Source organism: Streptomyces sp. CNZ301 (assembly GCF_004217425.1).
In genome coordinates this window covers 1-12,772 of record NZ_SHLG01000001.1, presented here as the reverse complement: position 1 = coordinate 12,772, position 12,772 = coordinate 1, and the positions used below count along the sequence as shown (strand labels likewise).

At 65.3% G+C, this 12,772-nt stretch carries 13 protein-coding genes; 7 read left to right on the top strand and 6 right to left on the bottom strand.

Translation table 11 applies throughout. The features are described 5' to 3' along the window. Positions 1 to 92: 92 nt before the first annotated feature. The 4 genes from EV375_RS00065 to EV375_RS00050 form a co-directional block, all read right to left on the bottom strand. Positions 93 to 695, bottom strand: a complete 603-nt coding sequence (locus EV375_RS00065; RefSeq protein WP_486588679.1) for a Crp/Fnr family transcriptional regulator — start codon at positions 693 to 695, stop codon at positions 93 to 95. 99 nt (positions 696 to 794) lie between these two features. Beyond that, on the bottom strand, positions 795 to 1,310 hold the full coding sequence (locus tag EV375_RS00060) for a Pycsar system effector family protein (protein WP_130297593.1): 516 nt from the start codon (positions 1,308 to 1,310) through the stop codon (positions 795 to 797). Positions 1,311 to 2,047: 737 nt separating this feature from the next. Further along, on the bottom strand, positions 2,048 to 2,659 hold the full coding sequence (locus EV375_RS00055) for a DUF6879 family protein (RefSeq protein WP_130297592.1): 612 nt from the start codon (positions 2,657 to 2,659) through the stop codon (positions 2,048 to 2,050). Beyond that, a complete protein-coding gene (locus tag EV375_RS00050) occupies positions 2,652 to 2,921 on the bottom strand; it encodes a hypothetical protein (RefSeq protein WP_130297591.1) in 270 nt (89 codons plus the stop codon). Before EV375_RS00050 ends, EV375_RS00055 begins: the two co-directional genes overlap by 8 nt. Before the next feature lie 409 nt (positions 2,922 to 3,330). On the opposite strand from EV375_RS00050, the gene EV375_RS00045 reads away from it, so the two are divergent. After that, entirely contained in the window at positions 3,331 to 3,615 is a 285-nt protein-coding gene (locus tag EV375_RS00045; protein ID WP_486588194.1) for a hypothetical protein, read from the top strand. Continuing rightward, positions 3,612 to 5,756, top strand: coding sequence for a tetratricopeptide repeat protein (locus EV375_RS00040; protein ID WP_486588193.1), 2,145 nt, complete (start codon positions 3,612 to 3,614; stop codon positions 5,754 to 5,756). The genes EV375_RS00045 and EV375_RS00040 overlap by 4 nt, the downstream gene beginning before the upstream one ends. Before the next feature lie 155 nt (positions 5,757 to 5,911). Here the strand turns inward: EV375_RS00040 and EV375_RS00035 are convergent, their stop codons facing one another. Then, complete coding sequence (locus EV375_RS00035) at positions 5,912 to 6,232, bottom strand: hypothetical protein (RefSeq protein WP_130297589.1); 321 nt, start codon at positions 6,230 to 6,232, stop codon at positions 5,912 to 5,914. Between the two features lie 303 nt (positions 6,233 to 6,535). Between EV375_RS00035 and EV375_RS00030 the strand changes: the two genes are divergently transcribed. Beyond that, on the top strand, positions 6,536 to 8,776 hold the full coding sequence (locus tag EV375_RS00030; protein WP_130297588.1) for a DnaB-like helicase C-terminal domain-containing protein: 2,241 nt from the start codon (positions 6,536 to 6,538) through the stop codon (positions 8,774 to 8,776). Then, complete coding sequence (locus tag EV375_RS00025) at positions 8,773 to 9,354, top strand: hypothetical protein (RefSeq protein ID WP_130297587.1); 582 nt, start codon at positions 8,773 to 8,775, stop codon at positions 9,352 to 9,354. Before EV375_RS00030 ends, EV375_RS00025 begins: the two co-directional genes overlap by 4 nt. Before the next feature lie 67 nt (positions 9,355 to 9,421). Here EV375_RS00025 and EV375_RS00020 read toward each other — a convergent pair whose 3' ends face one another. Then, positions 9,422 to 9,631 carry a hypothetical protein gene (locus EV375_RS00020; RefSeq protein ID WP_130297586.1) on the bottom strand — a complete coding sequence of 70 codons (210 nt, stop codon included), beginning with the start codon at positions 9,629 to 9,631 and terminating at the stop codon, positions 9,422 to 9,424. A 688-nt stretch (positions 9,632 to 10,319) separates the two neighbouring features. Here EV375_RS00020 and EV375_RS00015 point away from each other — a divergent pair. The 3 genes from EV375_RS00015 to EV375_RS00005 are packed head-to-tail and all read left to right on the top strand — an operon-like array spanning position 10,320 to position 12,231. After that, positions 10,320 to 10,544, top strand: a complete 225-nt coding sequence (locus EV375_RS00015) for a hypothetical protein (RefSeq protein WP_130297585.1) — start codon at positions 10,320 to 10,322, stop codon at positions 10,542 to 10,544. Further along, positions 10,541 to 11,440, top strand: coding sequence for a sigma-70 family RNA polymerase sigma factor (locus EV375_RS00010; protein WP_130297584.1), 900 nt, complete (start codon positions 10,541 to 10,543; stop codon positions 11,438 to 11,440). The genes EV375_RS00015 and EV375_RS00010 overlap by 4 nt, the downstream gene beginning before the upstream one ends. Then, positions 11,437 to 12,231, top strand: coding sequence for a hypothetical protein (locus EV375_RS00005; protein WP_207227951.1), 795 nt, complete (start codon positions 11,437 to 11,439; stop codon positions 12,229 to 12,231). The genes EV375_RS00010 and EV375_RS00005 overlap by 4 nt, the downstream gene beginning before the upstream one ends. Positions 12,232 to 12,772 lie beyond the last annotated feature (541 nt).

Sequence of the window (12,772 nt, the reverse complement as noted above, 5' to 3'; positions counted from 1 at the left end):
CTTTCAGACAGGAACGTCGAGGTGAGGCCCCATGCTGACCCGCCCCGAGGAGAGGTGGTGCCCAGCACTGGGCACCACCACGGTGCGGTCCGTCACGTCCGATTTCCTGCATGCGTCTGAATGGACCCGATGTCCCGGACGAGGAGCCCTCCACTCGCCTCCGTGGAAAGCCAGCCCTGCTCACGCCATACCCTTAGCGCATCTCCGACAGCGTTTCGGGACGCCCCGATCATCTGCGAAAGCTCTGCCTGCGTTAGCCGCACTGAGACCTCCGAACTCGCTGCACTAGCCGCGGAGACAAGACGCCCTAGTGCGGCCGCGAGACGCGCGGGCACCGGAGCTGTGGCAAGCTCGAGCCGTACCGCTTCCCCCTCGCGTACGCGCGCAATCGCATGACGCAGCAACGGAGTCACTAGATCGTGCTGCTCCACGAACGCGAGGAAGTCAGGACCCGGAATAATGTGCACACGACAGGTTTCAGCAGCGATGACGGACGCCGTACGAGGCTGGGTGTCCAGGACGGCTAACTCACCCAGCAACTCGCCCGCTCCGCGAACTGCCAGCAGCGTCCGTTGTCCATCTGGCCCTGTCAGCGTCACCAGAGTCGACCCCGAATCCAAAAGGATCACATGGGTGCCGGGATCTCCCTGCCGCAGGAGCACGCTTCTAGCCGGACGCACCCGTACTGGCGCCATGTCGCGCAGCTGTGACCACCGGTGCTGACCCATGACGGCGATATGCGGCTGATACATGCTTCCCCCGGAGATGTGGCTTCCATCACACATTAGATAATCTCAACGGGTAACGTAGGTGATCAACGACGCAAATCCGGCCACCAGAAGAGCAGCGGCAGTGAGGTCGACCGCTGCCTTGATCGCGCGGAACTTCTTGCGAGCCAGAGTGCTCAAAGCCGCCAACCGGCTTGCCTCCATGCGCAGTTGCTCCTGTGGCCCCAGAGCGCGAAGAACCGCGACGACATCCGTCGCAGCAGCGTCGGAGCACGTAGCTTCCAGGCCCGTAAGCGTGTGGTTACGGGGCAGCACGGGACGGATAGCCACCAGAGCGGCGATGAGCGCCAAGCCCAGGAGAGCAGATGCCACCGCCAACGCAGCCGTGAGCCCGGCGATTTCAGTCAGTCTCGGCAGCATCGCCACATAGACAGCCAATACTCCTCCGGCCACGCCGCACAGCACCGTAGCCTTCCCGTCAGCTCGCTGCACTTCCACGAACATGTCCGCAGCCCTGCCCCGCAGCCTGTCCGCCGCAAGCAGCTCAGCAGACTCGACATTCTCACCCGTTCCTCCGTTCACGGCCCCTCCTCACTCGTATCGAGCCGTTCGACGAGCAACAAATATGGGAGAGAAGATCTCACGAGCGTGCCCACCAACTGGCACAGCGAACACCCAGTCAGTCACAATCCGCCCATGGACGGCGCGCATGGCGTCCGTGCCAGGAATACAGGGCCCTGATCCGCTCTTGGAGCAACCGCTTCCTCGGCATCGGGCTGCGATCGTGCCGACTTCGGCGAGGATGGGCCGGCCTTCTGGGCGCCTGAGGATCTTTTATCGGGTGCTATCCACTGTCACTAACCTGCACGGTCCTCCGACGAGAGTTAACCGGGCGCCAAGGCCACCGTGGGGGGAGACAACCATCAAGCAGGCCTGCGTCTGCGTTGTGCTCGTCGTCTCGCCTGCATGGGAGCTGGAAGACCCCCGCGACTGCCGCATCGAAGGCGACGGAGTCCTGCTTGGTGTTTGCCGAATGCACAACGTCGCCTCGCCCAGGCGTGTACACAGCACGCGGGCGCTACTGCTGCCAAGCAATCTCGTAGGCCACTCACAGAATCGCACTCAGGCATTTCCTTCGTGCAGGTTCGCCTGGCAGTCATCCGAGGGAGGGCTCTGCAAGGAGCGCCCGGACCTGCGGCTGTCGACTGACATGGCGTTACCCCGGTCCTTCAAGTTCGCACCTGATGTGAGGGATGCCGCTTGGTGAGGCTCTGGAGACCGCGGGGAAGATCAGGAATTTGCTCAGCTGAGGTGGCCCACTATCTATCTACGAGTGGAGGAGTGAGCGGAGAAATTTCCCGATCAAAGAAATCTTTGAAGGCCTCTCCGCGGTCGTAAAGCGTGTCGAAGCCATCCAGAGTTTCCTCAATCAGGTCCAGGTCGGTATAGCGATTAGCCCCCGCTGGGCTCCCGTCTTGATCGTAGCGCACCTCATACATAACCGAATCGCCGAGGATGACAATTTCGGGAACGGTCCGATTTAATTCGATGTCCTTGATGGATGCAGCGTCAAGGACTCTGATCTGGTCACCCAGCTCGACACGCAGGCGGAGGACGTGCAATTCCCATTGCACGTACGGTGTTACGGGAATTTCCACAACACGCAGGCGTCGGTTTGTGATGTTGCTGTCCGCCGTATCCTGCAGCTGTTGTTTGTAGATATCGCGCTTTTTCTCGATCAGCATGAGCGACCTTTCCCAATCTCCAGCCGCGAAGGCTTCCCAACTCGGGAAGCCTTGCTCCCGGAAGTGCTGGCCGCGTTCAAGTTTTTCCAGGTGCCGGATTCCGCTCCGGAGCTGATGGCGAAAATCTTCGTGATAGCGCTCACGCTCAAGGAACTCGTAGTGGCCACCTGGGAACGAGTCAAACATGCGGAATATCTCTCTTTGCTGAGATCATCATCTTCCTTGGGATCACCACGAGTCGCTCGTCGGATCCGATGGATACCCCATCCGGAAGTTTTCTGCTGAGTGAATCGGTGAGGTCCCTGCCGATAATGGCGATGTCCCCGTTCTCGAGCTCCCAGATTTCGGGGCATTCGGGGGTATCAGTTGTCACCCCTAGTTCTTGAGGTGACTTTCCCCATCGTTTCTTGAAGCCTGTTGTCGGATCCGCTTCCCACGGCCTGGCCACAGCCGTTCCCCCTTAGGTAGGTCACGACAAGACAACGGCACCGTAGCAGCGGGGCGAAATAAGGGCCATGCCTGACACAAGCAGAACTCGAATCGGTATATGCCTTGAGCACAGTTGCTCGGCTCTGGTGTGTGAGAAGAGTGACAACTCGTTGCGTGGGACCCGGGGAGAGTGTCAATATTGTACAGCTAATTCAACTGTTTGGCGCAAGGCATTGCGTACTTATCTGACCTACTGCTAGCAAGTTGGGCAATCAGTAAAATAGCTGATTGGGGGAGCGATGAGCTCTGAGGTCACGGCACTCGCACAGGCCGCTGGGGTCACTTTGGTCACTGTGATGACGACGGAGGCATGGCCTCATGCGCGGGAGGAGCTGACTCGACTCTGGCAACGAATACAACCAGAACGAGTGGAAATTGTCTCTGCTGAATTAGAAATCAGCAGAGAAGACGTATTGATCGGCCAAACGAATGATGATCAAGCGACCCTGAATGAAGTGCGTGCGCAGTGGCAGAACTGGTTCAAGCGCCTGTTCGCCGCCAAGCCTGAAGCAGTTCCTGACCTGCGCCGACTCCTCAAGGCGCTCGACCCGGCAGGCACGGCAGCGACACCAACGGTTGCCCAGCGCGCTACGGCTTCCGGGCATGCGCGCATCTACCAGGCCGGACGTGACCAGCACATTCAGGACCGATGACAAATGGGATGGACGGACACGCCGAGGATGACGGACGTGTCTACCAAGCAAGCGGCGACCAGTACATCAACGAGCATCACCACTACGGCCGTGAAGAAGCCCCACCCGGTCCCGACTCCGTCCGCCGTCCCACAGTCGGTCGTGCACCAATAGTTCTGCGCGACCGCGAGGCCGTACTCGAGCGCCTCCAGGACAGCATCATCTCCAGCCAGCACAATGAGGTCTTTGTGCTCCACGGCATGGGCGGATGCGGCAAGACAGCAGTCGCACACGCACTCTTCCACTACGCCACCGCCGAGGCCGGGCGGATCGGGCTCTGGGTTCACGCCTCCGACCGCGCGAGCCTCCGCGCCGGCATGCTCGCGGTCGCAGCCGACCGCGGAGCGCAAGACGGCGAACTGGTCGCCGCACGCAACGGACTACGCCCCGCCGCCGACTTGGCATGGGGATACCTCGACCACTCCTCAACGCCGTGGCTGCTCGTCCTCGACAACGTTGACGACCCCACCATCCTTAAAGACGGCAGCTGGCTACGCACCAGTCCTCAAGGAACCGTCGTCGTCACCACCCGCCGCGCAGCAGCCCGCTGGTGGCCAGGAGCGCAACTCCAGCACATCGGCGTACTACCTCGCGAAGACGCCGCACGCGTCCTACACGACCTCGCTCCCCACAGCGGCACCCTCGAGCAGGCCGCTCACATAGCAGACCGCCTCGGACGCCTACCTCTCGCCCTCACCTTGGCCGGCGGCTTCCTCTCCCACCAAGTCATCGACCCTTGGAGCATGGAGACGTACGGACACCACCTAGACGAGGGACACATCGATCTCATCGACCAAGGAGCAGACCCCTTCGCCCATGACAGCCCCCGACACCTCGTCGGACGGACCTGGCAACTCACCCTCGACGCATTCGAGACTCACGGCCTACCCGAAGCAGCAGCCCTCCTCAGACTCCTGGCACGCCTGGCCCCCGAACCATTGCCGCTCGCAGTACTCAACAATTCCGACATCAGCAGCGTTCTGCCTCCCGCCCGATCAGAAACAGCATTCAGAGCCCTCCTTGACCACTCACTGACCGAGCTCGTGGACGTCGGTCTACCCTGCGCCCAAAGCCACCGCATTCTGCTCGACAGCGTCGCCGCAGCCACACCTGCCGATCAACTCGCCACTTTCAATTCGACAGCGGCTCAATTACTCGATGCTGCGGTTCCTGAAACCCCGGATGCTGGACCTCACAATCCCGAACTGCAACTCCTCGCCCCGCACACGCTCGTCCTGCTACGACGCCTCACGGAACCTCACCTCACAGCCGACGTATTGGCCCTAACCACACGTCTGGCCACTGCCCTGCACCGCACTGGCGATTACCTCTCCGCCTGGGAGACCCTCCGTGACGCGACAGCCGTCGCAGAGCCCACTCTCGGACCCGACCACCGCCTCATCTTGGCCGCAGAGTCCAGAACCGGTCGAGCACTCTTCCGACTCGGACGTTACGGTGAAGCAGAAGGGCTGCTTCGCCGCGTCCACACCACCCAGGAACGCACACTCGGAGCCACCGACCCCGACACGCTGAACACCGGTCACGGGCTCCAACTCGTACTCAACAACCTCGGCAGACGCGACGAAGCCCTCACTCTCCTCCGCTCCATCGCAGCCGCGAGGGAATCCGTGCTGGGGCCTGGGCACCCGCTGACCCTGCGATCCCGCTCAAGTCTCTTGGCGCTCCTGCCCGCTGCTGAACTCGCCGCCGAAGCCCCCTGCACACCGCTGTCCCTGCCCGAAGAATGCGCCCAACACCTCGGCCCCGCGCACACCGTCACCTTGGGAGCCAGACACAACCATGCATGGGCGCTCTACGTGTTGGGCCGCCTTGACGAGGCCGACGAGGAAATCCGCCTGGTTGCCGAGGAGTACCAGCGCAGGTTCGGACCCGACTACCCGATCACGCTTTCTGCGAGACAACTCCTTGCCCGGATACAAGTGGCACTTGGCCGCGTGTCATCAGCGGTAGAGCTGATGTCCGACGTCCTCGTCCGGCGTGAACGCAGTCTGGGACCAGATCATCCCTTCACGACTGCAGCCCGAGAGCTATTGAGCGAACTCCGCTCGACAGGAGGGAGCCCGCCTCAAACATCGCGCTGACGCCCCAGCAGGGTGAGCCCGCAGGGGCCTTCCTTGCCCATGCTGCGGTGCTAGCAAATCAGCGAAGAGCTAGCCGAGTCTCTGGCTGGATAGGCCGCGGGTTGCTGGCGCGTAGGGCCTGCTTGCGGGTGTGGGCTGGCTGGGACTACCGGCAATCAGCACAGGGTGATATCCGCGTCCGTGAGCGGAGGGCCGAACTCGAACCCATGGCGCCCGTCGTGATGGGCCGGCAGGCCGCACCATTCTTCCTGCACCGTGCCTGCAAGGAACCGCTCCGGACAGTGCGGCAGCACCAGCATCTGCCGCAACGCACCGAATGCGTCGCCATCCGGCCACCGTAGCCACACGATAACCGGAGGCAGGCTGCCGCCAGCCTTCAGTGCCTGCGCCGGAGTGTGATGCAACCCCGCGTGCCCCCGACTCCACCACGCACCACAGAGCGGGCTCGACGACGAACCCGCCGCCTTCCAGTACATGTTGCTCTTTCTCCAGGATCAAAGTCTTTGCCACGCACGAGCTTGAAACACAGACATACCTTCACGATGCCGCACCCGACGTGTTGAACCCACGCACACCCGCGCACCTTCCTGGCCCTCTCTCCAGCTCACGAGGACAGCTACAAATGAAGGCTTCCCTCCGATCATGACGCCTGGCATGAAGGCAAGTCATCCCACAAGAGAAACCCCTAGTCCAACGCGCAGATGCCGCACTTCTTGATAGGTTTTCTGTAATTGGCTTACATGCGCAAGTGTGAGGTGGAGTTGTGAGGGGGTCGCCGCGTGGCCGCGCATAGTGAGACGGGTCTGTACGGGACGGAGGCCGCTCGTAAGGCTCTCTTCCAGCTGCTCGATGCAGGCGCTCCGGTCGTCATCACGCGGGAGTCCGGTGACATGCTCGTGCGGGCTGTGCTGACCCCGTTGGATGCGCTCACTGAGGAGCAGCGTGCGGTGCTGGAGTCCTGGCCTTCCCATGGGCTCACCCAGGCTCGACAGACACTGGGCAGCTTGGTGACTCAGGCGGCCAGCGGTGCTCCGCAGCGGCTGCGTAAGCGCACCCGGGATGTTGCGGTGCTGCTCCCCGTTGACGTCGACGTGATCCCCATGGCGCCGGTCCCGACACCCGGTCCGTCGGTTGGTATCTCGTGCCCGTCGGCGCAGGTCTCGCGCCCGGCCCGCCGTCCGCGGACGTTGACCGGGCCTGCGGCTGCTCTCGATTCGCTCGCGAGCACCGACCGGGCTCCGCTGTCCTACGGGCTGCCTGCGCTGGATGAGGCGACGGGTGGTCTCCTGCCCGGCCGCCTCGCCCTTGTCGCCGCGGCCCCTGGCGTCGGCGGCTCCCTGCTGGCGGCGTCCGCGGCCCGGGACGCGGCTGTCATGCACGGCCGTACCGTTCTGTATGCGGCCTCGGGCCCGAGCGCCACGGATGTCTCGTGCCGCGTCGCCGCCGCTCACGCGGGCGTCAACTACCAGCTACTGCGCGCCGGGTCGCTCGATGCGCCCGCCGAGGTGCACGCAGCCCTCGATGAAGCCCGCCAGGCACCGCTCTGGGTCGACGATGGCGAGGACTTGGACACCACCGCGATCGCAGGCACCATCGCGGACGTGGAGGACCTGGCCCTGCTGGTGGTCGACCGCCTCCAGGCGGCCGCCGACCCAGCTGTGCCGCTGTCAGGCAATGCTCTGCCCGCGGTGACGCGCGACCTGGTGCGCCTCGCCCGCGAACATCAGGTGCCGGTGCTGGCGGCCGTCGATACCGACGACCCCGCCGTCATCGGACGACTGTCCGCGGACGTCGTGCTGCGCTTGGAGCGCGACGGCGACACGGCTCAACTTGCCGTTGCCGAAAGCGACTTCGGCACTGCCACCAGCGGTCCCACGATCCGGCTGTGGCCCGACTTCCTGCGCGCCCGCTTCCTCGACGGCCCCGCACCGGCCCAGGCGCCCGCACAAGCCCCTGTGCAGCCGTCTGCGCCCGGGTCGGCCTCGTCGGGGCCCAACCACCCCCCGGCGGCAGCGTCCCCGCCCGCGACAACGCTTCCCACGGCGCGTCCTGCCGCTTCACGGTCCGGGTCGGTCGACGCGGACGTGGCCGACCAGATCCGCTCCACCGTCACCGCCGCGCTGGAGGCTGCCGGCGGGGACGCGGACGCCGCCACCAACGCGCTGGTCAAGCGGGCAGTGCCCGATGTGATGGGCTGGTTCGACCACACCCGCAAGGGCGGCCGCTACGAACACAGCTCCTTCCCGCCGGTGAATGACCTGCTGAAGAAGACGGGCCAGAAGTCCGGCGCCGATGCCGTCTGGGAAGGACGGCTGAACTGGAAGAACATGCCACTGCGCACGGACGCCACGCCCCGGGAGGTCACGGCGCTGGACGCGAACGCCGCCTACCTCGCGGCGTTCAAGACGCACCTGCCGATCGGACAGCTCACCCACGACACCAGCGGAACGCACGACCCCAAGCGCGCCGGCATCCACCTGATCACCCCACCCGCCTGGGAGCACGACGATCTGCCCTCGCCACTGGGGGACCGCCGTAAGGCCGGCGACGTCTGGGTCACCGAACCCACCCTCCGCTTGCTCCAGCGCTGCGCCCGGGACGGCCTGTGCGAGGCCCCTGTCATCCATGAGTCGTGGACGTCCGGCGCGACCGAGAACGTGCTGGAGAAGCTGCGCCGCACGCTCGCCCTGGTGCGCCGGGAGGCGATCGAGGCCGGCGACGAGGTGACGACGGAGTACCTGAAGGCGGCGTACTCCAAGTTCATCTCGACCATGGGGGAGTCCACGTACAACCGGGAGATCCGCCGGCCGGACTGGATGCACATCCTGCGCTCGCAGGCCTTCGCGAACCTGTGGCTCAAGGCCCACCGGGCGTACAAGGCCGGCCTCACGGTCGTAGAGGTCACCGGCACGGACGAGCTGCACCTGGCCGGCGACTGGCGCGCGGTGTTCACGGAAGGAAGGGACCTGTCCGAGATGAAGCCCAAGCACCAGTACCTCCTCGGAGGTGAAGGCCAGTGAGCGCCCGCGAAGAATGGGGCTGGTACGCCAAACACGGCGCCCGCGGCATCCCCGGCTCCGCCGCCCTCGCCGCCGAGCTGGAGCGCATCGTGCGGGAGACCGGCATCAAGTCCCCCATCACCACCCCGCGCGGCCTGGGCGCCCGGCTGCACTACCTCGACAACGACGCCGGCCGCCAGGCCCTGCGGCAGGCCGGCGTCCGGCCGGGCACCCTGCGCCGCTGGCAGCAGGGCAAGGCCAAGCCCAGCAAGGGCTCGAGGGAGAAGATCGAGCGCGCCTACCGCGAGATCAGGGCCCACAACATGGCCCGCTCCGGCGCGTTGACGAAGCGTCTCCAGCAGGAGGGCCGCGGCACCCGCGTGGAGATCTACCCCGTCAACCAGACCGATGTGCCGGTACAGCGCCAGCGGGACGTCCCGCAGCGCTCCATCCGGATCCGGGACTGGGCCACCATCACCCATGCCTGGGCCGCCGGCGACGACGCCCAACTCGACCAGGCGTGGGGCGACATCATCGCGGAGATCGCTTCCGAGTACGTGGCCTACGCCTACGTCTCCGGCATCGGTATCGGAGCCTGACCGGTTGTCCGATCCGCCCGTCCCGTACGGGCGGTGAGGAGAGCCGGAGCGGGGCCCCGCACTCGAGCTACAGCTTCACCTGGGAGACGCCTTCGATCAGTTGGCCGGTCACCCGGAGGAGGCCGTGCCCGAGATCGGTCGGCGCGATCAGGATGCCCAGTACCCAGACGATGACGACGGTGAGCTTCTCATCGAAGCGACTTCTGGCCTCGGTACGGCGTCGCAGCCGCACAAAGACAATGATCGCCAGCAGGACCGCTACGTCCATCGTCAGCATCCGGCCCCTCCCCCTGCCTCCGCACGCCACTCCGGCCAGCGTGACCGCGCCCTTCCTGTCTATTGCTCAAGTGGGAGGCAACGCAGGCGAAACGGCACCTTTGACGCTATAAGGCGGCTGTCTGACCGAAACCGGCACGCGAACTGATCACGGCGGATCGTGGCCGACTTGATGTCGGAGACCGTGAAGGCCGGCACGGTTCTGGCGGGCAGCACGCCCCGACTGCGACGGAAGGACCTGAGACGCTGTCAGTCCTGTGGGTTACGGTCGTCGCCGTCCTGCGGGACGCCCTGTTCCCGCCTGGCCTCCAACGCCGGCCAGGCGGGAACCCTGTGGCGCGCACCCCTTCATTCTCGGCACGGGGCGGGCCCCTTCCGGATGGAAGGCCGACACCAAGGTGTCCTGCCTCCATATGACGGGCTACCCCGAGAGATTGCAAGGAGAACCGGGAACTTCCCCCCACCGGGCTGCTCGACCTTGCTCTACATGCCCTGGAACGGTCATCCCCGGACGCACATCGAGCACTCCACGACAGCTAATGTTCCGTGATTCCTTGATCACGTGGCGTAGCACCCCCGTGTCGGTTAATGCTGAGTTCTCCCACCAACAGCGGTTCGGCACCCGCTCGTTGAAGGGGCCTACCAGGCGTGGTCTTCCGGATGGCTGCGGCACGACACGAAGGAGATCGATGAACACCAAGCTCATAGCCGGTACAGCGTTGATGATCGCGGTGGTGGTGTTCGGCTGGAGCATGGGAATGGCGGCGCTGGGCCACGCGGCCCTCATCACCGCCGCCCCGGTCCTGGGCCTGACCGTGCAGCAGATCGTGCGTGCGGCACGCTCACGCACCACCGAACGAGCCTCCGGGCACCGCGTGACCGCGGTGCCCGATAAGGAGGACAGCGCCGTATGACAACCCCCTACGAGTCACCGGCGCCGAACCCCCGCCACGCACCAGCGCGCCCAGGCCGCAAACTCGGCCCGATCGCGAACCGCGTGAGCAGCTCCCACCGGGCCTGGCTGGTCCCGACCCGCAACAGCTACCTCTCCAGCGGCCGCACCCTCAGCGATCTCAGCGATCACGTCTGGATGGCCAAGTCCAAGCTGTCCGAACTGCTACGCGGTGTCGGCCACTACCCGCGGTGGGAGGTCCTCCACCGCCTGTCCACCGAGCTGAACATGCCCGACTGGCCCCTCTACCGGCTATGGCGACAGGCCGCCCTCGACGCCAGGAAGACCAAAGAATGGATCGAACGCTCCACAGACAAGGCCGTTGTGACGACCACACAGCCCCCGCCCCTGGCACACGGCGCCTTGCGTCAGATGGTCGAGAACGACTACCGCTACTACGCCCAAACGTTCCTCCTCGATGACGCACGCGACGCCGCGGTGGAAGAAGCCTTCGCCGCCCTGTGGCTCTCCTGGAACGACGGCCTGGCCAGCCCCGACATCCGCCGCTACGCGTGGAACATCTTCCGCACCACCGTCATGGCCAAGGCGACGCACAGGGACGGCCTGCCCGAACTCGAGAACTCCGTATTCGACACCGTCGCACTGCGCAGCCAGACGTCTCACACCGGCCGCATGACGCAGCTGACCGAGAGCTTGGAGCTGTTCAAAGCGATCAGCAAGCTGCCCGACGCCCAGCTCGACGTCATGGTCCTCCGTCACCTGTGCGGCCTCACCGACCAGAGGACCTCCCAACTCCTCGGCGTGCCGCTGGCCGCCGTACGCTCCGACGAACGCCACGCCATCCGCTACCTGGAGAGCGTCATCTACCCGTCCCAGTCCGGAGGGCCAACCGCATGACACCTCTTGAAGAGATCCTGTCCAGGGCGCTGCTGGTCCGTGACCGGGCCGTGCCCCGTGACGTCGTTCCGTCCAGCGAGGATGCGCCCCGAACCCGACCGGCCGCCCCACCAGACAGCGCGGAAGAGACACCCAACACCGCTGCGGCCGAAGAACTACGCGCGCTGTGCGAGACCCTCGTCACGCACGCCCCGGCCACCGTGGTCACCGCCTTCGTCACCGACCAAGTACCCGAACCCCGCAGCGCGCTCATCCTCGCCTGCGTCCTGCAGCTGACCGACACCGACGACGGCGCCCGCTTCTGGTGGCAGTACGCCGCCGGCGCCGGCCACCCCGCTGCCGCCTACTGCCTCTACCTTCACCATCTCTCTCTGGGTGAGGACGACACCGCCCGCTGGTGGCACTGCCAAACCGACGACGTCCAGCCTCGACCTCCCACCCAAGCCCCAGCGCACCCAGAACGCATCGACGAAGTCCCGACGACCACGCTCATGCGCGTTCTGCGCCACCTAGCCAAACAGGTGACCCGACCCCGATCAGCCCAGGTCATCAACCTCATGGAATACATGCCCACCGCCGTAGCCGTCGGCTACCTCCGCGAACCCAGCATGGAACTGCCTCTCCCCGGCCCCAAGTTCGCCTCGACCATCCGCACTCTGCTGACCGCAGCCTCCAGCCGGCCCCACAGCGCCGGGAAACTCCCGGCGCGTAAACCCTCCCAACCCAACACGCAGCAGTCTCCAGCCCCTCCAGCACCACCCCTGTGCCGGCGAATGGGCGCCGCGCACTGACCTCGGCAATGGCGTGGGGCCCCTGCCGCCTTGAGCGGCAGGGGCCCCGCGGGTAAATGGCCTCAGCGTGGGAGCCAGCCCGCCGCGACAGCGATCCCGAGCAGTGTCAGCCCTGTTCGGGCCCAGACCCGGGCCCATAGCCAGAGCCACGCCCGGAGGCGCTCCACGGTGTGCGCGTCGACGCTGAGATCGACACTCCTGGTGCGCAGTTCGTATCTGCGCCTTGGCTCAGGCGAGTTGAGGTCGACAGACATTACAAGTGCCCTCCTGGTCATAGTCGTTGATCAGTGCGCCCGTGTTGTAACGGGCTGTTCGGTCAAGAGCGCAAGCCCCAATTTCCGGCGGGGATGCCCCGGGTCCGGACGCCAAACGGGGAGTCCTGCTTCCTGCCTCTTGAGGGCCCCCGGAGTCCGACGGACAGGACGGAATGGCCTCTGGTGTGTATGGACGCCAAAGGCTGTCTGAGGTGAACCGGAAAGGTCTGGCCCTTCCGCGTAGCTCGCTTCCGGCGCGGAGCGCCGGCGTCTTTCCTCTCCACTCC

What these genes read in the sequence shown, in the direction of transcription:
- EV375_RS00055 (WP_130297592.1), bottom strand. Translation starts at nt 2,659, where the DNA reads ATGTTTGACTCGTTCCCAGGTGGCCACTACGAGTTCCTTGAGCGTGAG.
- EV375_RS00020 (WP_130297586.1), bottom strand. Translation starts at nt 9,631, where the DNA reads ATGCTGACGATGGACGTAGCGGTCCTGCTGGCGATCATTGTCTTTGTG.
- EV375_RS00035 (WP_130297589.1), bottom strand. Translation starts at nt 6,232, where the DNA reads ATGTACTGGAAGGCGGCGGGTTCGTCGTCGAGCCCGCTCTGTGGTGCG.
- EV375_RS00015 (WP_130297585.1), top strand. Translation starts at nt 10,320, where the DNA reads ATGAACACCAAGCTCATAGCCGGTACAGCGTTGATGATCGCGGTGGTG.
- EV375_RS00065 (WP_486588679.1), bottom strand. Translation starts at nt 695, where the DNA reads ATGGCGCCAGTACGGGTGCGTCCGGCTAGAAGCGTGCTCCTGCGGCAG.
- EV375_RS00005 (WP_207227951.1), top strand. Translation starts at nt 11,437, where the DNA reads ATGACACCTCTTGAAGAGATCCTGTCCAGGGCGCTGCTGGTCCGTGAC.
- EV375_RS00040 (WP_486588193.1), top strand. Translation starts at nt 3,612, where the DNA reads ATGACAAATGGGATGGACGGACACGCCGAGGATGACGGACGTGTCTAC.
- EV375_RS00010 (WP_130297584.1), top strand. Translation starts at nt 10,541, where the DNA reads ATGACAACCCCCTACGAGTCACCGGCGCCGAACCCCCGCCACGCACCA.